This is a genomic window from Mycobacterium shunyiense (genome assembly GCF_058270035.1).
This window is the reverse complement of sequence record NZ_JBZDPT010000002.1, coordinates 151,256-174,291: the sequence shown is the minus strand read 5'-3', so window position 1 is coordinate 174,291 and position 23,036 is coordinate 151,256. Positions and strand designations below refer to the sequence as shown.

Sequence of the window (23,036 nt, the reverse complement as noted above, 5' to 3'; positions counted from 1 at the left end):
GTGCTGATCCAGATATGTCAATCGGGGGAGCGATCGTCCTGCTCATTGCGACCGCGCGCGGCTTCGATGATCTCGGGCGGGGCCGGCCGCTGCAACCAAGCCCGTATCCGCAGCAAGCCGCCGGCGATGATGCCGACGGCAAGGACCGCGACCAGGATCCAGAGCGCAGTGGACATACGGCCATTGTCCGCCTTGGCCGACCGTGTATGGGCCGATATCGCACTCACAGAGGCCGACAGGTCCTGAGGTAACTGAGGAACGAGGCCTGCACGCCAGTCACGTGCGTTTCGCGCAGGATCTCGCTGGTGACCGCTTCGTTGCGAGACTTGAGGCGATGGAGGACGACGGCTGTGTTCTTCGCGAGGCTTTGATATACGGCCAGGTCTCCGAGAAGCTCTCTGTCGTTGAGGGTTACGTGAAGTTTGGTGCCACGCCGGCTGTCGCCCAACTCGTCGAGCTGGGCGAAGATCTGACTGTCTTCAGAGATGATGCCGGGGCTGCCCGCTGCGATGCTCTCGAAGAGGGTGCTGCCGGTGAGCCAGGTGTAGAGACTGAAAAGTCCGCCGTAGGAGTAGCCGAAAAGACCGTGACCGCTCGCTGCTGTGGCGTAGTCGTGTTCGATCCGCGGGTGTAGTTCGGAAGTAATGAAGCTCAGGAACACGTCGGCATGAGTGTCGCGTAATTCGGCCAGGTAGGCGTCGGATTCCTCTCGGGTCCTCGCGCCGGTCTCCAACCCCATCTCGACGGCATTGATGAGTTCCTTGGCGATGGGCTCGCCCGGTGGCACGAAGTCTCGGTTGCGCAGCCGATCCCAGTCTTGTGCTTGATCGCCCGCGTAGCCGACGCTGACTTGGATGTAGGGCTGGATCCGCTGCATCGGGTCCATCTGGGTGACGATCAGCGGAGCCGTCAGGCCCACAGCCCAGTTCCCGTCGAGCACGTACACAACAGGCAGTCGTGCCGTAACGCGGTTGTAGCCGGGCGGCGTGGTCACCCACACGCCGTAGTCATGCCCACCGCTGGAGCGCATCTCGAAATAGTCGGTGTCGGCGAGACAGCCGTGCCACATGGAGCTCATCAAGGGTCCTTCACAACTCAGCGGGCCTCGCAGGACGGCGCCCTCAGAAATATTATCCATTGGATAACTCTTATCCAATGGATAAACTGCGGGAGTGGCCCTGTCAAGCACGGAACTCAACGGCGGCGCACGCGACCGGCTCCTGGCTCGGCTGCTCGACGCCTTCGAGGGGGACCTTCCCTCGCCGGAGGTGTCGCTGCGGGAGGTCGCCACTCGAGCTGGGACCAGCCACGCACTGCTGCGGTACCACTTCGGGTCACTCTCGGGAGTTTTGGCGGCCATGCTTACGGTGCAGCGATCTCGTGACAACGAGGCGCTTTTCAAGACCGCTCAGCAGGGCACGTTTGACGACCTCGTCGTGGCGATCTGGCGGACCTACACGCGCCCCGAGCAGCTGTCACGCATCCGCGGCTTCTTTCACGTCGTGGGGCTCGCCGCCTACAGCCCAGAAGAGTTTCGTGAGTTCATCGACTCGCTCGACGACCTGACCGCGACGCTGGCCTCACTCGCGGAACGCGAGGGGCATGACACCGAGGAAGCGCTGGACATGGCCACCGTCGCTACCGCCACTATTCGTGGCCTGCTATTGCACAAAGTTCTCACTCCGGCACTGCACTCGGAGGACACGGTTGCCTTGATCCTGCGCATGAGCCGAGCCCGTGACTGAGCGCAGCGCCACGCCGCCCAGTCTCGGCCACAGCGCGGATCGCCGCGGCAAGCTCGATGCGCACGTCATCGCGCCACACCCGTCAAAGACACACGCCGACTGTCGTCACCCGTTGTCCCTCCAGGCGACCACCTGCTTCAGAGATGCGAGGTCGTATCCGTTGTCGGAGGTGAGCTCGGTCTGGAACAGCGTGACGCCGGCTTCGCGGAAGGCGTCGGCGCTGTCGGCGTCCTGCCACAGGGTCGAGCGTTCGATATCGGCGCCGTTGCGGCCGAATGTCGCTGCCAACTCGTCGACGCGGTCGCTGGACTTGCGGAACGCGTCGAGGTCCTGGAACGCGTGCCAGGTGTCGGCATGCCTGGCGACGGCGGGCAGCGAGCGCTTGGGGCCCGTGCCGCCTATGAGGATGGGCACCTTGCGCAGCGGCGGCGGGATCAGTGCGGTGAGCCGGTTCTCGATGCGGATCAGGCTCTCGTCGAACAGATCGAAGCGGGAGCCGAAGGTGCCGAAGTCGTAACCATAGGTGGTGTAGTCCTTTTCGTACCATCCGGCGCCGAGGCCGAGGATGAGCCGGCCGCCACTGATGTGGTCGACGGTGCGCGCCATGTCGGCGAGCAGGTCCGGGTTGCGGTACCCGACGCCGGTCACGAGGAGCCCGATCTCGGCATGCGAGGTGATCTCACCCCACGATGCGAGCGCGGTCCAGCCCTCGAAATTGGCGACGTCGGGTTGCTCGTCGAACAGGACGGGCTTGCCGTCGACGAGAGCCTTCATCGCCGGACGATGGAAGTGGTCGTAACCGAAGATCACGTCAACGCCGAGGTCGTCGGCGGCCAGGACGGCGTCGCGCCAAGTGCGGTAGTCGGGGGCACCGCCGGGCTGGATCTGCACGGCGACGCGAACGGGACGGGTCATGGAAGCTCCTGGGTCTGGGAGAGGGCCGACTTTTCAGCCAAGTTGACCGAGGTGCGGGTTTATTCCTTGCGGTGCAAGACCTCGTCGCCGGCCGAAAACCGGATTGCCCCCAACGGGCGGTGCGCCTACCGTCCCAGCCATGCCTGCGGATGCACCCACCATTCTGGCGACCAGCGGCGGAATAGGACCGGGGCGGCGCACGCGTCTCGAGTTCACCGCCTTGACCGATTACGCGGTGGAGCTTTCCGGTGTCACCGGACGACCTCCGCGCGTCTGCATGTTGGCGACGGCGATGGGTGACGACAAGGCGGTCCTGCACTACCTCACCGAGGCGGCGCAGGTTCGTGGCTTCGTCCCGTCGCATGTGGCGTTGTTCCCGATGCCGACCGTCGACGATGTCACCGCGCATCTGTTGGAGCAGGATGTGGTGTGGGTGTTCGGCGGCAGTGTCGCGGGACTGCTGGCGATGTGGCGACTGCACGGAGTCGATGAAGCCCTACGTACAGCGTGGCAGGCCGGGGTGGTGCTGACCGGCATCTCGGCCGGTTCCATCTGCTGGCACGCCGGCGGCACCACCGATTCGTTCGGCCCGCAACTACGACCTATTACCAACGGGCTGGGGTTCCTGCCCTACGCCAACGGCGTGCACTACGACTCCGAGGATCAGCGCCGGCCGCTACTACATGAGTTGGTGGGCACCGCGGTTCTTCCATCAGCGTTCGCCACCGATGACGGTGCCGGCGTTGTCTACCGCGGCACTCAGTTCGTCGAAGCCGTCGCCGAAAATCACACCGCGGGAGCGTATTTCGTCGAACGGCGCGACGCCGCCGCGGTAGCCGAGACCGCGCTCGATGTCCGACGGTTGTAGCGCTGAACCCGATCAGTCGTTTCATCGCGACCGTTCGACTATGCGGGGCGTGGTGACCTGCCGCCGGAAGGTGTGTGGGTGAGCCCCAAGGGCGACCGGTCGTATGTGTATGACCTGCGCGCAATGAATGCTACGCAGGATGGACGGCCGTTTGCTCTCGACTAGTGAGGGCCGCGACTCCCAGGCCTGCGAAAAGTGCGGCGCCGCCGCCGGCGACGATTGCGCCGGTAGGCGAGAGGGTTCGGGCTCGGATCCCACGTGCGGCAGCGATGACGTCCAGGAGGTCGGTGAGTAGTCCTAGCTGTAGCGCCCGAGTCTGCAATCGTGGGGAAGCGGTTTCGGTGATCGCGACTGCCAACGTCAGCTCCCGCGAGCCGAAGAGTTGAGTCGTGAGTGGCTGGTCGCGGCCGGCACTGAGTCCGATGAGTCGACCCGTGGTGTTCGGAGCCAACCATGCGGCGATGCCGGTAGTGAACCGTAGAGCGGCAAAGGTGCGGATGAGCACGTTGCGATTCATACTCTCAACACTTCAGGAAAGCCGGGAGCCCTTCAAGGAATGCCCTGAGGTTCGCCGTGGGGGAGCACCGCGTGTGTCAGTTGCGTCGCGGTGTCACAGCGCGTCGTACACCGCGGCGATGAGCCGATAGGCACGGCGATCGCCGGCCAACCAGTCGCGGCGCAGATTGGGCGTGAACGCGAAAGCGACCTTGCGTTCGAGATCGGCGAGTCCCACCGAGCCGCCGGCGCCCGGGTGGCCGAAAGCCGTCCGTTGTGCCGGTTCGGGCACCACGAAGTTCTGCGACGGCAGCATGTAGCCGAGCCCGAATGCGCTTTCCAAACACAGCACCCGGTCGTTGCCGCGCACGCGTTCTGTCGTCGCTTCCCGCAGAGGGCCTGGGGCGACCAGGGTTCCGCTGATCAGGTCACCATAGAATGTGGCCAGGTCGCGAGCGGTGGTGACGAGCCCAGCCGCGGGCCAGCCGGCCGCCAATACTTCTGGATCGTTGTAGGATGCAACGGGATTCGTTGATGCCCGGAGGAACAGCGATTCTGGATCGGACATCGCGGTCACCATCTCGGCGACGATGTCTTCCGGTATAGGCGGCGCGTTCTCGACGCTCCAGACTCGCTGCTCCGGCGGCGGCGAACTGATCCGGGCAACGTCGCCCACCGCCGAACCAGAAGTGCCGATGAACAGCCGATCGCCCAAGTGGCGCCGGGTGAACTCGCCGACAGTCATATCGCTGTGGCGGCGCACGAATTCGCCGACCAGCCAGCCGAAAGACAAAGCGTGATAACCATGTTCGGTCCCGGGCTGCCAGAGCGGAGATTGGCCCGCCAACAGGTCGGCCATCGCCGCGGGGTCCGCGGCCTGGGCCACCGAAACCGGGCGCTCCAAGACGGGCAACCCGGCTCGGTGGGTCATCAGGTCGCTCAGCGTGGTCTCGTGCTTGTCGTGTTGTGCGAATTCCGGCCACCAGGCGCTCACCGGGTCGTCGGCGCCGTGGCCGCATTGCTGGACGACCATGAGGGCGGCCGTCGCGGTCACACCCTTGGTGCAGGAAAAGGTTGGACACGCGGTGTCGCGCGTCCACGGACGTCCGGTCCGTCTGTCGGCGATGCCTCCCCATAGATCCACCACCGCACGACCGTCGACGAATACCGCCACCGCGGCGCCGAGGTCGTCGCCGTTGGCCAAACCTGCTTCAAAGACGGCTTTTACTTCCGCAAACGCAGGGTCCGCGTGCCCCGCCGCTGAACTGGACATGCACCGAATTAGAACACGTTCTAGTATTCGGCGAGTGCGGTTCCTCGACATCCCGCTTTGTTCGACTCGGCCGTATTCCTTTCGCCACGCAGCAGTGCCTCGCTCCAGATGTGGCGGGGGAGAGCTGCCTCTCATCCCATGGATCGAGTGGGCGCGAAGCGGATCGTCACCAGTGGCACCGGCCGGTCGATTGTCGCCTGGAACTCGGCCAACAGCTGGTTGTTTCGCCGCACCCACTCGGCGAACTCGTCGTACTCGGCACCCGCCAGTGCCGTCGCCGTTCCCTCACGCGTCTCGGTCCCGATCTCGACAGTGACGGTCGGGTTCGTTCTGATGTTGTGGAACCAGTCCGGATCCCGATCTTCTCGGAACGAACTGAGGTAGAGCGTGTCGCCGCGATAGTTGGGCGCCAGAGGCACTACTCGGAGCGCACCGCTGCGGGCACCGGTCGTAGTCAACAGGATCAGCGGGGACCCGGTGTAGTGACCGCCGACCTGGCCCGCGTTCGCCCGGAACTCGGCAATCACGTCGTCGTTCCAGTTCGATGGATCTTGGCCGGCTTCCTGATTCCAAGGGGCGTCGGCGTCGTCGTAGCTGATGTCTTGGTCCGCCATGATTGGAACCTACTTCTGGTCGATCAGTTATGGGGGTCAAGGACTTTGGGGAGCGCCTGAAGCAGTGTGTCGTGGATATAGGTGAGTTCGGGAGTCGGTTCCCACGCCGCCGAATCGTCAGTGTTTCCGGACCAGTCGGTGCCGGTGGAGCTCTCGCCCCGGTTGTTGTCCAGGGCGGTCCCGCGTTGGTAGACCCACCACAGGTTGTGCCAGGGGTCGAGGAAACGGGAGAAGACTTCACCGAAGAACTCGGTTGGGGAGGTGATGATCTCGGCACTGCCAGCGGCCGCACGCTCCAGCACGACCTCGACATTGTCGACATAAACTTGCAGCAGTGCCGGGGTGAATGGCCAGCCGGGCTTCCGTTCGGCGAACATCACAGTGCTGCCACCGATCTGAAGCTCGGCATGCAGGAGGAGCCCGTCGTCGTCGACGGTGCGGGCGTCGGGATGCTCGACGGCGTCGAACACATCGGTCAAAAAACGGATCAGCCCCTCGGCGTCACGCGTGATGATGAACGGGTTGATCGTCGAGAATCCGGCCGGTGCAGCGGGGGCAGCAGTCATGGGTTTCCTTTCGTCACCACTAGTTGATCGCGAAACCGCAGGCCAGTTCTTGAACCAGAACGACAACTCCCGATGCCGACACCGTCGCGGTGTCGTCTGCAGGCGCGTCAGTGCTGCCTACGCCTTTGGGCGGCAATGATCGCGGCCGGGGTCTGACCGCGGATCAACCGCAGTGAGCGCGTCAGATGCGGCTGATCGGCGAATCCGGCCGCGGCCGCCGCTTCCGCAGGCGAGTGCCCCGTCTGCAACAGGAAGTAGCCGTGCTGCGCGCGGTGAAGTTGATCGATCTGTTGAGCGGTCAGCCCGACCGTGCGACGGTAGCGGCGTTGCCAAGTCCGTTCCGAGGCGCCGGTCCGATCCCCGTTCAGTGCCTTGCGGACCTCCTCGTCGACCAGTAGCCCGCGGTTCTCAGCCAGGTGATCGACCCAGTCTTCAAGATCGGGCCAGGTTGGCACCGGCCATCGGTGATCCCCGAGGAGGACGTGGCCGCCCGATACGGGCAAGGTCACCGTCTCGCCGAGTATCGCTCGCTTGGGCACGCCTGGGATTGCGACATAGGCGGCGAGTTCGACGCCCCAGTACCGCTCACCCAAATGCCCGTCGACGACCCGATTGCGCAGGCTCGGACCATCCAGCTCCGCGGCCAACTCTCCGTCCCGGCGACGGATGAACGACAAACCCCAATACTCTGATCCGATTACCGAATAGCGTTCGGGACTCTCCACGTTCGCGCGCCAGACTGTGCGTACCCACGGTGATCGGCCCACCCGTTCCTCCCACACCCGAGGAAACATACTGCCCGGCAACCCCCGGCCACTATTGGTGCCCGGATGAGGTCCGGTTTGCTACTTGCACAGAACTGCTCGTACGGATCGCCTGCACGCTGAACCCTCACGGCGTGCCGGCAGCGGTGTACGAAGCCGAGGCGTCACCAACGACACGTGAGCAGGGCGGCCTGCTCGATATCGAGGAGCGCACCGGGCAGGTCGAAGACGACTTCGGGCTCGCCGCTGGTGGTGGCCACCGCCCGGACCGCCTTGTGTCCCCAGCGGATCGCGCCGGTAGGCAGTGCGTCGATCAGCATGGCCCGCAGCTCGCCGCGGTGGCATGTTCCGCGACCGTCTGGGCTAGGCGTCGACACCCTTGCGTGAGTAGCGGTAGGCCGACGTTTACTGCTCTTTGGCCCCGATCAGGGCTTCCGAGATCACGCCGGTGGCCTTCTTCAGCGCGGGCACGGCTCGGGCGATGAGTTCCTCACTGACATGAGCCGAGGGCCCGGAGATGCCGATTGCCATCGGAGTCGGGGCGCCGGGCACTGCCATCGCGACGGAGCGAATCCCGATCTCGAGTTCCTCGTTGTCGATCGCGTACCCGTCGATGCGCACGCGCTCTACGTTCGCGAATACCGCGGAGAGGGTGGATGCACTGTTCTCGGTCGGTGCGGGAAGTCCGGACTGTGTCACCAGTTTCAGAATGCGCGCGTCGTCCAACTCGCCCAGAACAGCCTTGCCCACACCGGACGTGTGCAGACCGACGCGCTGGCCGACTTCACTGTTCGTGCGCACCAGCGTCGAAGGCAGAACCTGTCCGGTGTAGATCACCATGTCACCGTCCAGCACTGCGAGACTCGCGGTCTCGGACAGTTCGTCGACCAACGACTGCAGTACCGGAGCGGCGACCGCGCCCAATTGGCGGTTCGCAACTTCGCCGAGCCGAATCAATCGCGGCCCCAGGGCGTAGCGGCGATTGGGCAGTTGGCGCACGTAGCCGATTCCGACCAGGGTGCGCAGGAAACGGTGAATGGTCGGCGGCGGCAACGGAGACTCCGCCGACAACTCTGTCAGCGAGCACTCTCCTCCGGCACGCCCGATCAACTCCATCAGCTCGAACGCGCGCTCCACCGACTGCACGCCGCCTGTCTTCCCCGCCATACATTCCACTCCCGGCCGACAACTGTCGTTCCATCCAACACGCGCAAGATTATTTCCGCAATATGGAATAAGTGTTTCGATCAGGAAACGCATATCAGGCGCCGATTGCACTCGCGTTAAACTCCACAATGTGGAATTGTGTCCATACGGGAACTTTCAGACAAGGGAGGCACATCTGTGACACGACGCCTCGACGATGCGGTGCTGGCCGACGTCGATCGCCGCCTCTCGGCCGCTGACGCAGAACTGGTGAACCGATACCCCGGCGACGACGGCCGTCGGCAGCCGGTCCACACCGTCTACATCCCGGGCAACCGGTACTCGGCGACGATGCCCGCCGACTGGGGATCGATCGCCCTCGCGGCTGCGAAGGACGCGGGCGGGCTCGACGCCGTGGCCGCACTCGTCGGCGCCGGCAGCGGAACCGACTGTGAACCCGAGACTCTCGCAGGCCTCGTCCAAAACAAGCTGGCCACCGAGCCGATCGAAGACCTCCGCATCGACTTCGAGGACGGCTACGGCACCTTCGACGACGCGACCGAGGACGCCGATGTCGCACACGCGATTGCCGCACTGCGCGTCGCGCTCGACGCCGGCACCTCGACGCCGTTCGTCGGCACCCGCTTCAAATGCTTCGAAGCCGGCACCCGGGCGCGCGGGCTGCGCACACTCGACATGTTCGTCAGCGGGCTCGTCGAATCCGGTGGCCTCCCGGAGGGTCTCATCCTCACCCTGCCCAAGGTGACGTCCGTCGGCCAGGTCGAGGCGATGGTCATGGTCGCGAGCGCACTCGAAGGGGCGAACGGACTCACCTCCGGCCGCATCCGCTTCGAAGTGCAGGTCGAAACGCCGCAGGCGATCCTCGGCGCCGATGGCCGCGCACCCGTAGCCCAATTCATCCACGCCGGCCAGGGCCGCGTCAGCTCACTGCACTACGGGACCTACGACTACTCGGCGTCCCTCGGTATCGCCGCCGCCTACCAGTCGATGGAGCATCCCGCGGCGGACCACGCCAAGAACGTCATGCAACTCGCCGTCGCCGGCACGGGCGTGCACATGTCCGATGGCTCGACCAACATCCTCCCGGTCGGCGAGCCCGGCAATGTCGCCAAGGCGTGGAAGCTGCACGCGCGCCTGGTCCGGCGCCACCTGGAACGTGGCATCTACCAGGGCTGGGATATGCACCCCGCCCAACTCGTCACCCGATTCCTGGCGACCTATGCGTTCTACCGTGGCGCCTTCGCGCCGGCCGCGACACGCCTACGCAACTATGTCCACCGGCTCGACTCGACCGTCATGGACGAGCCGGCCACCGCCCGCGCGCTCGCCAACGTCATCCACCGGGGCAGCGTGTGCGGCGCCCTCACCGTCGATGAGATCGAGACAGCCACCGATCTCTCCATGTCCACCGTGCGCGACATCGCGCTCGGCCACACCACCAGGAGCAATCAGTGACCCCCCCGAGGACCGAAGCGTCGTACTACACGCCCCGCGGCGGACTGCCCCCGCAGACCGATCTGCTGACCGACCGCGCCATCGTCACCGAGGCCTACACGGTGATCCCGCGCGGCGTCCTCTCCGACATCGTCACGTCGGTGTTCCCGGAGTGGACCGATACGCGCGCGTGGATCATCAACCGGCCGGTCGCCGGTGGTGCGACCACGTATTACCAGGCGATCGTCGAGGTCAAGCCAGGTGGCGGGGCGCAGCGACCCGAGCCGCAACCCGAGGTGCAGGGCTTCCTGTTCGTCACGTCCGGTGCGCTCACCGTCGACGCGGCAGATCAGTCGCAGACCCTCACCGAGGGCGGCTTCGCCTACCTTCCGGCGGGCACCGCCTGGTCGGCCCATAACAACGGCGACGCCGACGCGACGTTCGTGTGGATCCGCAAGCGCTACGAGGCCATCGAGGGCCACACGCCGTCGGTCAAGTTCGGCAACGAGCAGGACATCGAGCCGTCGGCCATGCCCGGAACTGACGGCAAATGGCGCACGACACGCATGCTCGACCCGCAGGACCTCGCGTACGACATGCACGTCAACGTCGTCACGTTCGAGCCCGGCGCGACCATTCCGTTCGCCGAGACCCACGTGATGGAACACGGCCTGCTGATGCTCGAGGGCAAGGCCGTCTATCACCTCAACGGAGACTGGGTCGAAGTGCAGGAAGGCGACTTCCTCTCGCTGCGCGCCTTCTGCCCGCAGGCCTGCTACGCGGGCGGGCCGTCCAACTTCCGTTACCTGTTGTACAAGGACGTCAACCGCCAGATCATGCTCTGACATACGACGAGGCCGGGCCCCTGATCAGGTGCCCGGCCTCGTCGTATGTGGTTGGCCTACAACTGGATTGGCCAGCCGATGACCTTCTTCTTGCGCGGAGTCGCGTAGGTCCGCACCTTCGACGTGGACAGACCCATCCGAACCAGCCCTTCGGCGATGGTGACCGCCGAGCGGACTCCGTCGACGATCGGGACGCCGGTCGCGGCTCGCACCTTGGCTTCGAGCTCGGCCATGCCGCCGCAGCCGAGACAGATCACTTCGGCGTGGTCGTTCTCGACGGCCTCTCGCGATTGGCGGACGATCGCCTCGACCGCCCGGTCCGGATCCGACTCGAGTTCGAGCACACCGAGGCCTGATGCCCGCACCGACGCGCATCGCGCGTCGAGTCCCGCGAGCTTGAGCCGGTCTTCGATCAGCGGGACGGTGCGGTCGAGCGTGGTGACGACCGCGTACTTGTGTCCCAGATACATCGCCGTCGACGCGGCTGCCTCGGTGATGTCGACCACCGGGACGTCGAGCAACTCCTGCAGACCTTCCCGACCGTGCTCGCCGTAGCCGGCCTGAATCACTGCGTCGAACGGCTCGGGGTACGACGTGATCGCGTCCATGACCGCGATGGCCGCGAGATAGCTCTCGAAGTTCCCTTCACACGAGTCCGCACCGAAACGCGGTGTGATGCCAACGATCTCGGTACCCGGCGACGCGACACCGCGTGCCGACTCGGCGATCGCATCGGTCATAGAGACCGTCGTGTTGACGTTGGCGATGAGGATTCTCATGGGGCCCTGTCTAGTGCGTGCTCGCCACGGCGATGGGATCGCCGGAGATGTCGTGGAACGGACCTCGGCGGTCTGCGACCACCAGATACACGATCGCACCGAGTCCTGCGCCGATGAACCAGGAGAACTCCGAGACAACTCTGAACGCCGGAACGAACGCGAGCAGGAGTGCCACTACCGCCGTGATGACGAGGGCGATCACCGCACGCACGTTGATGCCCTTCGCGTAGTGGTATTCACCGAGCGCATCGGTCGAGAACAGGGCGGGAACGTTGATCTTGGAACGACGCACCAGCCAGTAGTCGGCCATGATGATGCCGAACAACGGCCCGAGGATGGCGCCGAGGCCGCCGAGGAAGTAATTGATCACGGCGGGGGAGTTGTACAGGTTCCAGGGCAGGATCACCAGGCCGATGACCGCCGAGATCAGTGCTGCGCGACGGAAGTTGAGGTGCTTCGGGAACAGGTTGTTGAGCGCATAGATCGGGGCGACGAAGTTCGCCATCAGGTTCACCGCGATGGTCAGGATCAGCAGCGCGAGCCCCGCGAGCACCAGCAGCAGGGTATTCGGCACTTCCTTGACGATGTCGGCAGGCGATTCGATGATGCGTCCGTCGATGCGGAACTGAGCGCCGGCCAGGGTGACGACGATGCTGCCGAACACCAGCATGTTCAGGGGGATGCCCCAGAAGTTGCCTTTCACGATGGCCCGCTTCGACGTCGCGTTACGGGTGAAGTCGCAGAAGTTGAGGACGAACGTACCGTAGATCGCAACCCACAGGCTGGCGCCGCCCACGATCTTCAGCCACATGTCGACGCCGGTCAGCGAGTCGGGCGTGGTCCACGCGATGGCCCAGTCGGCGCTGTTGAGCATCCAGATCGCGAGTGTGACCATCGTGATCAGAATGACCGGACCGGCGACCGCCTCGTACTTGCGGATCATCTCCATGCCGTAGCTGACGATGACCACCTGGATGACCCACAACCCGACGAACGAGATCCATCCGAGCGTCGACAGCCCCAGGAAGCTGTTCGAGTCGAGGGTCGCCGCCGACGGAGCGAGTGCCACGATCAAGATGCGCAGCACCACCGACGCGAGGTACGTCTGGATGCCGAACCAGGCGATCGCGACCGCGCCGCGGACGACGGCGGGGATCTGCGCGCCGCGGATGCCGAACGAGATGCGGCTCATCACCGGGAACGGGACTCCGGTCTTTTCTCCCATGAACCCGGAGAGGCTGAGCAGGAGGAAGAGGAACGCGCCGCCGAGTCCGAGGACCAGCAGGATCTGCCACCCACCCAGGCCGAGCGCGAACAGGCCGATGGCGAACGAGTAGTTCCCCAGGCTGTGTACGTCGTTCGCCCACAAGGTGAAGATGTTGTACGCGCCCCATCGTCGGCCTTCGCGCTCGGTGGGCGCGAGATCGGCGTTGTACAACAACGGGCTCACGTCGGCGAACGGGGTCGCATCGGTACGACTGGAGTCGCCGATGAGCCCGGTGGACTCTGTGGTCATGGATAAGCCTGTCACGGTCAGTGCGACGACGCTCAACGTCGGCGCATGCATTCCATTATGTGGAAGTAATATTCCACGAATTTAGTAAGTAGGTCGCATCCAGGCACCCACTGTCAAGCTTTTGGCGCGATTGACTGTGTCAACGCTCACACTTAGAGTTGCCCGAAGGGTGGAGTTTCATTTCCACGATGAGGAATTATGCTGCTAGTCATGGAGAGCTGCCGATGACCACCGATGCGCCCGAGACGCTGAACCACCCTGAATTCGACCTGGTGGTCCGAGGCGAACGCACGCTGACGACGGCGGGAATCGTCGCCCGCGAGATCGGCATCCGCGACGGTCGCGTCGTCGCGATCGAGCCGCTGGGGAGTGGTCTCACCGGCGCGGAGATCGTCGAACTCACCGACGAGCAGGTCATGATCCCCGGCCTGGTCGATACGCACGTGCACGTCAACGAGCCGGGCCGCACCGAGTGGGAGGGGTTCGACTCCGCTACCCGCGCAGCGGCGGCGGGCGGTGTGACCACGCTGATCGACATGCCACTGAACTCGATCCCGCCGACGGTCAACGTCGAAGCCCTCAACGCCAAGCGTGCGGCGGCATCGGGCAAGACGCACATCGACGTCGGTTTCTGGGGCGGCGCCATTCCGGGCAACACCGACGATCTGCGCGGTCTCCACGACGAAGGCGTGTTCGGCTTCAAATGCTTCCTGCTGCACTCCGGCGTCGACGAGTTCCCGCATCTCGACGCGGATGAGATGGAGAAGGACATGGCCGTGCTGGCCGACTTCGACTCCATGATGATCGTGCACGCCGAGGACTCTCGCGCCATCGACCATGCCCCCACAGCCGAGGGGGACCGGTACGAACGCTTCCTCGCGTCGCGGCCGCGCGGCGCCGAGAATGTGGCGATCGCCGAGGTCATCGAGCGTGCTCGGTGGACCGGTGCCCGCGCGCATATCCTGCACCTGTCGTCGTCGGATGCACTGCCGATGCTCGCGACCGCAAAGCGTGACGGCGTCAAGATCTCTGTCGAGACGTGCCCGCACTACTTGACGCTTCTCGCCGAGGAGATCCCCAACGGCGCAACGGCATTCAAGTGCTGCCCGCCGATCCGTGAGGCGTCGAATCGTGAGCTGCTGTGGCAGGGCCTTCTCGACGGCACGATCGACTGCATCGTGTCTGACCACTCACCGTCGACGGTCGACCTGAAGGACGTCGAGAACGGTGACTTCGGCGTTGCCTGGGGCGGTGTCGCGTCACTGCAGCTCGGCCTGTCGCTGATCTGGACCGAGGCCAAGCGTCGCGGGATAAAGCTCACGCAGGTGCTCGAGTGGATGGCGGCCAAACCCGCCGCGCTCGCCGGACTGAACAACAAGGGCAAGATCGCGCTTGGCTACGACGCCGACTTCGCGATCTTCGAGCCCGACTCGGCGCAGGTCGTCGACGTGCACAAGCTGCACCACAAGAACCCGATCAGCCCATACGACGGACGGGCACTGGTCGGTGTGGTGAAAGGTACCTGGTTGCGCGGCAAGAAGATTGACTTCAAGACCGCGCAGGGTCGGATGCTGCGCCGCGGCGGCGTGTAGCGCACTGCGCCTCGAAATTGGTGCGCGGAGGGTCTGCGCCGACGACCTAGCCTTGGGGCATGGGCGAGGGGATGGCCGTCGGATCATTGCGACGGGCTTACGAAGCGATGGTTTCCGCCGACGTCGGACCCTTCCTGCGGTCGCGTGGATTCGACGTGGCCGGCCCCACCTTCGAGCGGAAACGGGGACCGCTCTATGACGTGATCAACTTTCAGGGCGACCGGCACAACGGGACCATGTCGTGGCATGGATTCTTCGTCAACGTGGGCATCGGATCGGCTGAGATCGATGCCGCGTGCCCCGGATACGAGCGAGCGGGGCATCCGCTCAAAGGTTCACTACTGCAACATCGTTGGGAACATTTGGTACCTGATTTGCCATACGAGGTGCGGTTCGGGCATGGCACCGACATGCGGCAGTTCGCCGCAGCTCTCTGCGACGGTTTCGACCTGACTCTGGCTGAGATGGAACGGATAAGCACTACTGAGCAGTTAGTGCGATATGCAGTCGAGAACAACTTGCTCATCGAATACGACAAGACCTGCCGATACCTCGCCGCAATCGACGACATCGACACACTGACGGAATATGTCACGACGTTGCATAACTGCTTCGGGCATCAAAGCCGTTGGTCGATCTTCGACCGCAACATCAGCACGGCTGTTGGGCGCTGGGCGGAGGTACTGCGGGAGCGAGAAATTCTGGACCCGTAACCATGGCAACGCGGCCATATGACCAACGTGTCGAACGGGTTTGCAATGACCTCCGCAGGTGTGTCTCACCGGTGATACGCTTGATGCATGACCGAGGTAGTGACAGTTCGCGACCTACGCAACCACGGTGGGGAAGTGCTGCGCAGGGTGGAACGGGGTGAGCGGATCGTGGTGACGCGTGATGGCACGGCGGTGGCCGAGCTGAGCCCGCTACCGCGTCGTAGTGTCAGTCCGACTGAACTGATTCGCCGTCGCCGAAACCTGCCGCTCGTGGACGTGGAGACGTTGCGTTCAGATGTGGACAGCGTGATGGACCCAGCGTTGTGACAGGGCCGGCCGACCAGTCACGGGGCATGCTCGACACGTCCACGGTGATTCTGCTCGGCCGCCTGGCGGATCCGGACGAGCTGCCAAACGAATCCGTGATCAGTGCGGTAACCCTCGCTGAGCTGTCCGTCGGGCCGCATGTGGCGCAGACGGATGCGGAACGTAGTGCGCGGCAGCAGCACCTGCAGCAGGCAGAGGCGGATTTCGAGGTCCTTCCGTTCGACGCCGAGAGTGCGCGGGCATTTGGGGGTGTCGCTGCAGCGTTGCGTACTTCGGGCCGCAAACCCGCCGCGCGGGCCTATGACGCGCTCATTGCGGCCAGCGCCGTCGCGCATGGTGTGCCGTTGTACACGTGCAACCCAGCTGACTTTTCCGGGATACCTCAGCTGGACCTACGCGCGGTTACTCACCCGGACCATTAGAGGGTGGGCGCCAACGCCATTGACCAGCAGCTCGGGCTCAGACGCTCACTGCAATGGCTCGGGAGTGAAGGTGACGTCGACTCCGCCTACGGTCATCGTTACTTGACCTTCGATCACCATCACCTGCGCCGAGACTCGTCGATCGACAGTCTGGGCCAGATGCTGGACCGGTGCGTGCGGTATCTGCACCACCGACAGGTTCGCCAGGCCCGCCACTTTGGGTCCGACGGTTCGCCACCAGGTCGCCACGCCAGCGGCGAACGGGAACAGCAGCACCTGGTCGGCCTGACTGGCGGCCTTGCCCAACACGCGTTCGTCGGGCTGGCCGACGTTGATCCACTCCAGGATCCGGCCGGTGTAGTCGGCGAGCCGCAAGTCCGGTACGCCAGGGGTGGACAGGCCCGCCCCGAACGCCAACTCACCGTCGATGTCGCTGAGTCGGTGAGCGCGTAGCCCAAACGCCAACAACCGCACGACCATCCGCTCATCGGTCTCACTGGGATGGCGGGCCACGGTCAGCGTGTGATCGGCGTAGTAACCGTGATCCACATCGGAGACGCCAAGTTCGACTTTGAATACTGTTGCGGATAGAGCCACGTCATAGTGTGCACCCCAGGTGATGTCCTCGAGTAGTCGGGCCGCTTTGAGTGGTCAGGCCGCCGCGCAAGCAGTGCGCGTGTACTGCCACACCAACGACTTCTATGGCTCTGTGCGCGCGATGGAAGTAGGCATGGACCTGGCCAGGGGATTCTCGCCAGAAGCCGGGAGGAAATGCTCGTGTTGTGAGCACCACATAGGATCAAGGCTCCGATCAGCCCGCCGTGATGTCCGCTTGCATCGGGTGACGAAGGGATATCCGCTGTTCGAGATACAAGCTGAGAACGGGTGGTGTCCGGCAAGAGCGCGACCACGATGGGGGAGTACGGCGAGGTGAGTCAGGCGTTGCATAGAGGCTCACAATGGTAGCTGTTTCGGTGCTGGTGCTTTCAGGTAAAGGCGGAACAGCGAAAACGCTATGGCAGATGATGCTGGCGGGAGAGGCCTCGCGTGCCGGGATCTCGACGTTGTTGGTCGACGCAGACCCAGAGCGAAACCTGTCTAACCACTTTGGAGTGTCGCAGCATTCGACCGGCTTGGGGTCAGTGCTTGAGGCTGCCGATATCAGTTTTTGGGGGAATCCCGACAAGGGCGCGAAGCGAATCGATGAGGAGATCATTGAAACTAGATGGCCCGGCATCGATTTGCTGCCTGCAGGTGCTTCCTTAGGCCGTGTTGCGGGTTTCGGCGTATCGGACACCGGATTGTTGCGGGCCATCTTTGATGAGGCCGGCATCTTTGGTCGTTATGAGGTTGTCCTAATTGACACTGGCGGCCGCACTGGCTCTCTGGAAGCCCTGGCAATGCATCTAGGTGATGTTGCGTACGCGCCGATCACTCCGACCCTTGATGCGGTACGCAAAGCCCGCGAGGCTCGTGACAGAGTTGAGCGTATCCAACGAACGCATCCACTCAGGTGGTGTGGTGTGGTTTTATCCGGTTTCGACCGTAGAAACGGCATCGACCAGTCGATCAGGGAACAAGTACAGACGGAATTCGGCGACGAGGTCCGTGCTGAGCTGCCACGTCGGGCCGTTGTCAATGAGGCCTTTCAACTCGGGAACCGACTCGGTGATTGCTCCGACCCAATCGCGACGAATCTCGCGCGAATCTTCCGAGATTTCCTGGAACGCGACCTGCTGGGTCGAAATACGAGCGACCGGTGATTCCAGCGAAATGCGCTAGGGGACAACGGGATAACGAGTTCCATATGTGTATGCCGGGTGACCCTCCATATTCGATTTCGCCATATTTCACCCGGTGAAGCGATGCGCCGACTCAGGTTCGGCGCAGTTACCACGACGGCCATGGCGGACATCGTCCACGCAAACCGCAGGAACGTCATCAACAAGAATTTCAGCGACAGCTGGTGCCGGCTGCTGCACCACCAGCAATCGCTCTCATAAGGTGGGTCCACTGTCGCGGTGGCAGGTCGGCCAGTCCCTCCGCCGGAGGTGTTCGAGGACAAGGCTGCGGACGGGTTCGACGTCGGCCAAGAGACCGTGTCCCGCGCCGGGGAGAATCACCGTGTGCGCTCCGGCATGCCGTGCGGTTTCCGCTGCTGCCTCCGAATCGTGCACCTGACTCGCCCCGGCCAGTGCGACGAGGGTCGGGACCGGCAGGTGCGTCAGGCCGTCTGGCAGGCGGGGGTGAACGATCGGCGAGGCCGGGAAGTGCGCGGCTCCGTGAGCAAGCAGGTCTAGGTAGGCCTCCAGATGCGCCGGTCCGCTGCCGGGGGCGCCCGGTGTCAGCATCGCGCGAGCCTCCTCGAAAGTCGGGTGCGGGTCGCGGTTCCGGCCCAGCTCCTCGAACTCGGGGCTGAGCCCGACGAAGGCCAGGGGTGGATCGAGCAGGACCAGCCGCCGCACTCGTTCGGGATGGGCGAGCGCGAACCGGAGCGCGAGGTGCCCGCCTAGGGACTGGCCGCACAGGTCGGCGGCGGGCAGCTCGAGCAGATCGAAAGTTTCCGCCAGCCAGTCCACCAGATCGTCCATGCTGGTCAAGGCGGCGCCGGTGTGTCGGCTGCGGCCGGGTTCGCCCATGGTGTCCACGGCCCGCACGTGGTGCTCCTCGGCCAGCGAACCGACTACCGGATACCACATTCCGGACGTGCCGCTGTATCCGTGGAGCAGTACCAGCGGCGGCGCTGCGGTCGGGCCCGCGGAGGTGACCCGAGTCGTTCCGTAACGTCCCGGAAGATCTACCGTCTCGGCCGGCATAGGCCAATTGGCCATCACCGCGTCGTAGGCCGCGAAATATGCTGCCGCCAGCTCGGGTTCGGTGAATGCGGTCATCGCGCGCTCCCCAACTCGAAACGGGTGCACTCGCCGGGGAGGGCGTGCGGCGCGCCGCCAACCTCCCTCCGGCTCGCCCGGTCGCGGTCCTCAGTGAGTGGTTCGACGTTCCTTGGCTGACTGGTCATTCGCACCATACCTTTCCAAGTCAGTTGTATTATGTCAGATGTATGGTAATAACGAAAAGGGGGTGTGCGTTGCCGAAACAGGTCGACCACCGAGAACGCCGCGAAACCATCGCTCGCGCCCTGTGGCGGGTAGTGGATCAACGCGGGGTTCTGCGGCTGAGTCTGCGTGAGGTGGCGGCGGAGGCCGAGATGTCACACGGCCAACTCCAGCACTACTTCGCGAGTCGTCAGGAGTTGCTTTCTTTCGCGATGGACTTCGCTGCCGAACAGACTGCTCAGCGAGTGACGCGTGGTCTGGAGGCGCTCGGCGCGGTGCCGCATCCGCGAGACGTCCTGCGGCTGATACTCACCGAAATGCTGCCGCTGCATGACGATGCGCGCGCGACGAGCCGAATGAATGCCGCCTACGTCCTCGAAGCACTGCACGACAACACGATTCGCGATCACACGCGCGAGGGTCTACGCCAGGGACGGGAGCAGGTCAAAGTGATTATCGCGCAAGCGATTACGGATGGGGAGATCGCCCGTCATCGCGACGTGAACACCGAGACCGACCGCATCCTTGCGTTGACCGGCCTGACACCCCTTCTCGACCTGGAGGTCATCAATCCGGGGGAGGCCCTCGCCGCAATCGATCAGCATCTCCACGAACTCTTCACATCGTAGGGTTGTCGCCCGTGAAACGGCTTTCGCCTGGACGTGCGGGTCGAGATGGGGGTGATGGAATGGAGCTGTTCTACAACGATGACGGCCGCAGGGACGGCGACGTGTCGATCAGTTCCGCTCGACAGAGGCCAGGAACTTGATGGTCTCGGAGACGGATGCTGATTCATCTGATGAAAACGGCGTACTCAACCTGACATAATGTCGCTTATCGGTACATAATCAACCTGGCGATACGCAACCGCCGGCGCCGCGTACAGTCGATCTCTTCGCCTTGCCTGCGGAGTCGTTTCCGGGAGCTTCTCATGCCCAACCATCATCCGTCTCGTTCGTGGCGTGGCTGCGCGATGTGTAAACCGCACAAGCGTCGCGGCGCCGGCCGTGCCGCAAAGGATCCGGTCGCCACACGTCGACGCCTCGGATATGCACGCCGGTACTCGCGCCGGTCGATCGGTGACGACGGCCGCTGACGCCCCTGGCCACCCCTGGGCACGACTCTGCAGTTACGTCACAGTGACGATTTCTCTTCTGGTGCCCGTGTGGCAGATTCGATTGCAGCGCAGGCGCTTTCGGCCGCGCCGGATTAAAACGAAGGTTCCAGCGGCAGCCGCGAGCGCGCGGCCGGTGATAGCGTTGTCAGTGAATGCAAGGGGCTGACCAGATGGCTGTTGGAGTGAGGCGGACTCGGTGGCGAGTTGCGCCGCTGCTGGCCATGATGGCCGCCGTGGCGCTCGCCACCGGGTGCTCTGGCGACGCGGGCTGGCCGGTCGCATCGGATGATCCCGTGACAACACTTCCCGTCCCGGCCAACATGCCACCGTTCCCGTATCCGAGTGACATTCCACAGGTCCCGTTGCCCAGCGCCGTGCCTACCGTCCAGCTGCCGAGCGACATCCCGCGGGCTCAGCTGCCGGCCGATGTGCCCCAGATCGAGTTGCCGGCCGCGATTCCCCAGATCCAGTTGCCTTCTGCGATCCCTCCTATCCCCTTCCCGTAAAATCAGGGCCAGGGGCGATATTCGTCACTGTGACGTATTATGTTGTGGCGGAACGGATTTGATGAGTGGCATGGGTTAACTCCTACCCTCGGTCAACTCTTCGTACAACCCTTGCAGGGCGGTGTGGTCGTCTTCGGAGCCGATATGCGCAGCGGCGAACCACCTTGCTTACTCAGCGATTTCGGAGAGCCGCCAGTCCAGTGCGAACAGCTCTAACATCGCGGGGTCGGGCCGCAATAGGTCCTGTGCCACAGCGACCAGGTCGGCGTAGTCACGTTCGGGCGGTGCAAGAGCCAGCGACTCCCAATCGACCAGCCGGACCCCGTCGGCGGTCACGACCTGGTTGTCGTTGTGCGGCTCGCCATGCGTCGGCACCCATGTGTCGCGTCGGGAGCAGGCTGTTTCGGACAGGTTCAGGTAGCGCTCGGTCCAGCGCTGAATCGGTTCAATGTGCGCATCGAGCGCCAGCCGCGCCTTCTCTGCCAGCGGACCGCTCGTCCAGGGCTCGGCGGTACGCGTTCGCAATTCGTCGGCGAACGACGGCCCGACCTGTGGGGTCCATGGCCGCAGTGCCTCAGGTGGAACGGCGCGATGCAGCGCGTCCAGAGCCAGAACCACTTGGCGGGCGTGCTGGGGTTCGCGGGCCTGTGCCTCGGTTGGGCTGTTGCCCTGCAGCCATGGCGTCACGCTGAGCGCACTGGTCCCGACATCGACGGTGAACCGTCCGGAGCGGGCCGGCAGCGGTGCGCACACCATGCCCAAACCGGCGGCGGCAAGGGCGGCGGCCCCGGCGTAAGCAGCCTCGAGAGACGATCTGGTGTGTCGGGGTTCCAACTGGTCCAACGTCACGAACAGTGTGGTGCCGCCGCCGCTCGCCCGCCAGTGGTGCGCACCGAAACCCCATGGCAAATAACTGATGTCGGAGATCTGGGGCAGCCAGTGTACGGCGACCACATTGGCAATCGTCTCGTCACTGATGGACGCTGGGCGGGATAGCACGAGCCGAATCCTAAAAGATGTGCCTTCCGCCGTCCCTCTATCCCCGCCCAGCGAATCCGGCGGAGGGGGTTTCGTCGATCAAGCCACGCTGACCGCTTGGCGCGCGGGTTCGCTCCGGTAACGCGACGCCGGACCGTCGATTCGCAGAACCCGCCACAGGATCTTGGCGATCGGATTCATCAGGCCGGTGTCAACGGCGAGCATCCGCACGTCGCCGTAGATCTCACGGAGCATCGCCCTGGATTCAGGTGCCCGCCAGTAGATCTCCTTCTTCACCGAGCGTGGGATGTCGAACTCACGCCAAAAGGAGCGCGGCGGCTTCGCGATGAGCGTGGCCGCCAGACGGAAGCTGAGCGGATAGATGATCGACAGCCCGAATCGGTTGAGCCGCCGCATCTCCGGGATCCGCCGACGCAGGAATTCGTGGGCAAATGAGATGTGCCGGGCTTCCTCGGCGACGTGGATCGCCATCACGCGCTCCATGATGGGGTGTATCGGTTTACCCTCGCGCAGAATGGATTTCTGCATGTGGTCGATCGGCTCCTCGCCGCAGAGGACCATCATGAAGAAGAACACCGGCATCGGACTCGCGAACAGCGGAGGCAGTGAGTGCAACCATCTGAGCCACCGGGCCAAACCTGGAACATCCACGCCCGCGTGATTCACCATCTCCTGGAACATCAGGGTGTGGTTGCACTCTTCGACCGCCTCGTGCAGGCAGTACCGATATTCGGGGCTGCCGTTGGGAACCCAGAAGGTGTAATTCAGGATTCCTCGGATCAGCATGTTCTCGAATTGCAGGCCGGCTTTGGCGACATTCGCCTGACGCCACATGCCGATCGCGATCTGCTTCTCCAGCGGCTGCGCCTGATACCACGGGCTCATCCCAATTGGGTCGCTGTCCGCCGCAAGTACCCAGCGCGGGTCGTTCTCGATCACCTTGAACTCCGGCGAATCCCACGGAATGTCCAGGTAGGGGTTGAAGTTCCGGCGCACTGACCCTGCCGAGAGGGTTTCCAGCCTCGTGCAATAGCCCGCGTCGCCACGGACGTTCATCGCGTCCCGCCAGCGACTGACCGCCTTCGCAAATGCCATGACGTCATTTCTCCTAGACGGTTGATCACCGTGGCCGATTTACCGAGACTGCGAGTCCCATTCCGTATGTACATGGGACACCCTGTCTCATACGCCTGTCAAGTATGGGTCCAAGCCAAATCGGGCAGCCACGCCCCCGCTCGGTCAGAGAAGCAAATCGCCTGTTGTGGCAATGCATCTCGACATCGTTGCCCACGACATCGGAGCGGCCATGCCCCAGGCGGGCAG

Annotated in this window: 26 protein-coding genes; 11 read left to right on the top strand and 15 right to left on the bottom strand. The window is 64.1% G+C overall.

Features of this window, described 5'->3' with window-relative positions; translation table 11 throughout:
- Window positions 1–17 precede the first annotated feature (17 nt).
- Window positions 18–176: a hypothetical protein gene (locus AC4ELS_RS02750; protein WP_499045727.1), complete on the bottom strand. Its 159-nt coding sequence runs from the start codon at window positions 174–176 to the stop codon at window positions 18–20.
- Between the two features lie 47 nt (window positions 177–223).
- Complete coding sequence (locus AC4ELS_RS02745; RefSeq protein ID WP_499045724.1) at window positions 224–1,078, bottom strand: alpha/beta hydrolase; 855 nt, start codon at window positions 1,076–1,078, stop codon at window positions 224–226.
- Between the two features lie 94 nt (window positions 1,079–1,172).
- On the opposite strand from AC4ELS_RS02745, the gene AC4ELS_RS02740 reads away from it, so the two are divergent.
- Window positions 1,173–1,745 carry a TetR/AcrR family transcriptional regulator gene (locus AC4ELS_RS02740; RefSeq protein WP_499045722.1) on the top strand — a complete coding sequence of 191 codons (573 nt, stop codon included), beginning with the start codon at window positions 1,173–1,175 and terminating at the stop codon, window positions 1,743–1,745.
- Between the two features lie 105 nt (window positions 1,746–1,850).
- On the opposite strand, the gene AC4ELS_RS02735 is transcribed toward AC4ELS_RS02740, so the two are convergent.
- Complete coding sequence (locus tag AC4ELS_RS02735) at window positions 1,851–2,660, bottom strand: LLM class F420-dependent oxidoreductase (RefSeq protein WP_499045719.1); 810 nt, start codon at window positions 2,658–2,660, stop codon at window positions 1,851–1,853.
- A 139-nt stretch (window positions 2,661–2,799) separates the two neighbouring features.
- On the opposite strand from AC4ELS_RS02735, the gene AC4ELS_RS02730 reads away from it, so the two are divergent.
- A complete protein-coding gene (locus AC4ELS_RS02730) occupies window positions 2,800–3,528 on the top strand; it encodes a Type 1 glutamine amidotransferase-like domain-containing protein (RefSeq protein WP_499045717.1) in 729 nt (242 codons plus the stop codon).
- 610 nt (window positions 3,529–4,138) lie between these two features.
- Here AC4ELS_RS02730 and AC4ELS_RS02725 read toward each other — a convergent pair.
- The 6 genes from AC4ELS_RS02725 to AC4ELS_RS02700 form a co-directional block, all read right to left on the bottom strand.
- Window positions 4,139–5,296 (bottom strand): serine hydrolase domain-containing protein, encoded by a 1,158-nt coding sequence (locus AC4ELS_RS02725; protein WP_499045715.1) that lies wholly within the window; start codon window positions 5,294–5,296, stop codon window positions 4,139–4,141.
- A gap of 131 nt (window positions 5,297–5,427) precedes the next feature.
- On the bottom strand, window positions 5,428–5,910 hold the full coding sequence (locus tag AC4ELS_RS02720) for a nitroreductase/quinone reductase family protein (protein ID WP_499045713.1): 483 nt from the start codon (window positions 5,908–5,910) through the stop codon (window positions 5,428–5,430).
- Between the two features lie 23 nt (window positions 5,911–5,933).
- A complete protein-coding gene (locus AC4ELS_RS02715; protein ID WP_499045710.1) occupies window positions 5,934–6,476 on the bottom strand; it encodes a VOC family protein in 543 nt (180 codons plus the stop codon).
- Window positions 6,477–6,583: 107 nt separating this feature from the next.
- Window positions 6,584–7,153, bottom strand: a complete 570-nt coding sequence (locus AC4ELS_RS02710) for a helix-turn-helix domain-containing protein (RefSeq protein WP_499045707.1) — start codon at window positions 7,151–7,153, stop codon at window positions 6,584–6,586.
- A gap of 251 nt (window positions 7,154–7,404) precedes the next feature.
- Entirely contained in the window at window positions 7,405–7,560 is a 156-nt protein-coding gene (locus AC4ELS_RS02705) for a hypothetical protein (protein WP_499045704.1), read from the bottom strand.
- An 85-nt stretch (window positions 7,561–7,645) separates the two neighbouring features.
- Window positions 7,646–8,407, bottom strand: a complete 762-nt coding sequence (locus AC4ELS_RS02700; RefSeq protein WP_498883306.1) for an IclR family transcriptional regulator — start codon at window positions 8,405–8,407, stop codon at window positions 7,646–7,648.
- Between the two features lie 177 nt (window positions 8,408–8,584).
- Here AC4ELS_RS02700 and AC4ELS_RS02695 point away from each other — a divergent pair, with 177 nt between their 5' ends.
- Both AC4ELS_RS02695 and AC4ELS_RS02690 read left to right on the top strand, forming a co-directional pair.
- A complete protein-coding gene (locus AC4ELS_RS02695) occupies window positions 8,585–9,862 on the top strand; it encodes a DUF6986 family protein (RefSeq protein WP_499045701.1) in 1,278 nt (425 codons plus the stop codon).
- Window positions 9,859–10,686, top strand: coding sequence for a bifunctional allantoicase/(S)-ureidoglycine aminohydrolase (locus AC4ELS_RS02690; protein WP_448447440.1), 828 nt, complete (start codon window positions 9,859–9,861; stop codon window positions 10,684–10,686). The genes AC4ELS_RS02695 and AC4ELS_RS02690 overlap by 4 nt, the downstream gene beginning before the upstream one ends.
- A 56-nt stretch (window positions 10,687–10,742) precedes the next feature.
- Here AC4ELS_RS02690 and AC4ELS_RS02685 read toward each other — a convergent pair whose 3' ends face one another.
- Window positions 10,743–11,465 (bottom strand): aspartate/glutamate racemase family protein, encoded by a 723-nt coding sequence (locus AC4ELS_RS02685; RefSeq protein WP_498883304.1) that lies wholly within the window; start codon window positions 11,463–11,465, stop codon window positions 10,743–10,745.
- Window positions 11,466–11,475: 10 nt separating this feature from the next.
- Entirely contained in the window at window positions 11,476–12,981 is a 1,506-nt protein-coding gene (locus AC4ELS_RS02680) for an NCS1 family nucleobase:cation symporter-1 (protein ID WP_448447436.1), read from the bottom strand.
- A 224-nt stretch (window positions 12,982–13,205) separates the two neighbouring features.
- Between AC4ELS_RS02680 and allB the strand changes: the two genes are divergently transcribed.
- The 4 genes from allB (at window position 13,206) to AC4ELS_RS02660 (ending at window position 16,035) form a co-directional block, all read left to right on the top strand.
- Entirely contained in the window at window positions 13,206–14,573 is a 1,368-nt protein-coding gene (gene allB / locus AC4ELS_RS02675) for an allantoinase AllB (protein ID WP_499045698.1), read from the top strand.
- A gap of 59 nt (window positions 14,574–14,632) precedes the next feature.
- Complete coding sequence (locus AC4ELS_RS02670) at window positions 14,633–15,286, top strand: DUF4304 domain-containing protein (RefSeq protein ID WP_498883302.1); 654 nt, start codon at window positions 14,633–14,635, stop codon at window positions 15,284–15,286.
- An 87-nt stretch (window positions 15,287–15,373) separates the two neighbouring features.
- On the top strand, window positions 15,374–15,613 hold the full coding sequence (locus AC4ELS_RS02665; RefSeq protein WP_448447430.1) for a type II toxin-antitoxin system Phd/YefM family antitoxin: 240 nt from the start codon (window positions 15,374–15,376) through the stop codon (window positions 15,611–15,613).
- A 26-nt stretch (window positions 15,614–15,639) separates the two neighbouring features.
- Complete coding sequence (locus AC4ELS_RS02660; RefSeq protein WP_498883301.1) at window positions 15,640–16,035, top strand: type II toxin-antitoxin system VapC family toxin; 396 nt, start codon at window positions 15,640–15,642, stop codon at window positions 16,033–16,035.
- A 45-nt stretch (window positions 16,036–16,080) separates the two neighbouring features.
- On the opposite strand, the gene AC4ELS_RS02655 is transcribed toward AC4ELS_RS02660, so the two are convergent.
- Window positions 16,081–16,632, bottom strand: a complete 552-nt coding sequence (locus AC4ELS_RS02655) for a YaeQ family protein (RefSeq protein ID WP_448447425.1) — start codon at window positions 16,630–16,632, stop codon at window positions 16,081–16,083.
- Window positions 16,633–16,994: 362 nt separating this feature from the next.
- Between AC4ELS_RS02655 and AC4ELS_RS02650 the strand changes: the two genes are divergently transcribed.
- Entirely contained in the window at window positions 16,995–17,798 is an 804-nt protein-coding gene (locus AC4ELS_RS02650; RefSeq protein WP_448447423.1) for a ParA family protein, read from the top strand.
- A gap of 234 nt (window positions 17,799–18,032) precedes the next feature.
- On the opposite strand, the gene AC4ELS_RS02645 is transcribed toward AC4ELS_RS02650, so the two are convergent.
- Window positions 18,033–18,926, bottom strand: coding sequence for an alpha/beta fold hydrolase (locus AC4ELS_RS02645; protein ID WP_498883299.1), 894 nt, complete (start codon window positions 18,924–18,926; stop codon window positions 18,033–18,035).
- Between the two features lie 197 nt (window positions 18,927–19,123).
- Between AC4ELS_RS02645 and AC4ELS_RS02640 the strand changes: the two genes are divergently transcribed.
- Both AC4ELS_RS02640 and AC4ELS_RS02635 read left to right on the top strand, forming a co-directional pair.
- Entirely contained in the window at window positions 19,124–19,720 is a 597-nt protein-coding gene (locus AC4ELS_RS02640) for a TetR/AcrR family transcriptional regulator (RefSeq protein ID WP_498883298.1), read from the top strand.
- A 658-nt stretch (window positions 19,721–20,378) separates the two neighbouring features.
- Window positions 20,379–20,714: a hypothetical protein gene (locus tag AC4ELS_RS02635; RefSeq protein WP_499045694.1), complete on the top strand. Its 336-nt coding sequence runs from the start codon at window positions 20,379–20,381 to the stop codon at window positions 20,712–20,714.
- 168 nt (window positions 20,715–20,882) lie between these two features.
- Here AC4ELS_RS02635 and AC4ELS_RS02630 read toward each other — a convergent pair whose 3' ends face one another.
- The gene (locus AC4ELS_RS02630; protein WP_498883297.1) at window positions 20,883–21,713 is read right to left on the bottom strand and encodes a phosphotransferase; all 831 of its coding nucleotides are present in this window, start codon (window positions 21,711–21,713) and stop codon (window positions 20,883–20,885) included.
- A 78-nt stretch (window positions 21,714–21,791) separates the two neighbouring features.
- Entirely contained in the window at window positions 21,792–22,808 is a 1,017-nt protein-coding gene (locus AC4ELS_RS02625) for an AurF N-oxygenase family protein (protein WP_064881432.1), read from the bottom strand.
- Window positions 22,809–23,036 lie beyond the last annotated feature (228 nt).

Excerpts from the sequence above, each read along its gene's own strand:
- AC4ELS_RS02705 (WP_499045704.1), bottom strand. The coding sequence starts at position 7,560 with ATGCTGATCGACGCACTGCCTACCGGCGCGATCCGCTGGGGACACAAG.
- AC4ELS_RS02670 (WP_498883302.1), top strand. The coding sequence starts at position 14,633 with ATGGGCGAGGGGATGGCCGTCGGATCATTGCGACGGGCTTACGAAGCG.
- AC4ELS_RS02700 (WP_498883306.1), bottom strand. The coding sequence starts at position 8,407 with ATGGCGGGGAAGACAGGCGGCGTGCAGTCGGTGGAGCGCGCGTTCGAG.
- allB (WP_499045698.1), top strand. The coding sequence starts at position 13,206 with ATGACCACCGATGCGCCCGAGACGCTGAACCACCCTGAATTCGACCTG.
- AC4ELS_RS02720 (WP_499045713.1), bottom strand. The coding sequence starts at position 5,910 with ATGGCGGACCAAGACATCAGCTACGACGACGCCGACGCCCCTTGGAAT.
- AC4ELS_RS02650 (WP_448447423.1), top strand. The coding sequence starts at position 16,995 with ATGGTAGCTGTTTCGGTGCTGGTGCTTTCAGGTAAAGGCGGAACAGCG.
- AC4ELS_RS02750 (WP_499045727.1), bottom strand. The coding sequence starts at position 176 with ATGTCCACTGCGCTCTGGATCCTGGTCGCGGTCCTTGCCGTCGGCATC.
- AC4ELS_RS02735 (WP_499045719.1), bottom strand. The coding sequence starts at position 2,660 with ATGACCCGTCCCGTTCGCGTCGCCGTGCAGATCCAGCCCGGCGGTGCC.
- AC4ELS_RS02745 (WP_499045724.1), bottom strand. The coding sequence starts at position 1,078 with ATGAGCTCCATGTGGCACGGCTGTCTCGCCGACACCGACTATTTCGAG.
- AC4ELS_RS02680 (WP_448447436.1), bottom strand. The coding sequence starts at position 12,981 with ATGACCACAGAGTCCACCGGGCTCATCGGCGACTCCAGTCGTACCGAT.
- AC4ELS_RS02665 (WP_448447430.1), top strand. The coding sequence starts at position 15,374 with ATGACCGAGGTAGTGACAGTTCGCGACCTACGCAACCACGGTGGGGAA.
- AC4ELS_RS02685 (WP_498883304.1), bottom strand. The coding sequence starts at position 11,465 with ATGAGAATCCTCATCGCCAACGTCAACACGACGGTCTCTATGACCGAT.
- AC4ELS_RS02725 (WP_499045715.1), bottom strand. The coding sequence starts at position 5,296 with ATGTCCAGTTCAGCGGCGGGGCACGCGGACCCTGCGTTTGCGGAAGTA.
- AC4ELS_RS02730 (WP_499045717.1), top strand. The coding sequence starts at position 2,800 with ATGCCTGCGGATGCACCCACCATTCTGGCGACCAGCGGCGGAATAGGA.
- AC4ELS_RS02660 (WP_498883301.1), top strand. The coding sequence starts at position 15,640 with ATGCTCGACACGTCCACGGTGATTCTGCTCGGCCGCCTGGCGGATCCG.
- AC4ELS_RS02635 (WP_499045694.1), top strand. The coding sequence starts at position 20,379 with ATGGCTGTTGGAGTGAGGCGGACTCGGTGGCGAGTTGCGCCGCTGCTG.
- AC4ELS_RS02645 (WP_498883299.1), bottom strand. The coding sequence starts at position 18,926 with ATGACCGCATTCACCGAACCCGAGCTGGCGGCAGCATATTTCGCGGCC.
- AC4ELS_RS02625 (WP_064881432.1), bottom strand. The coding sequence starts at position 22,808 with ATGGCATTTGCGAAGGCGGTCAGTCGCTGGCGGGACGCGATGAACGTC.
- AC4ELS_RS02715 (WP_499045710.1), bottom strand. The coding sequence starts at position 6,476 with ATGACTGCTGCCCCCGCTGCACCGGCCGGATTCTCGACGATCAACCCG.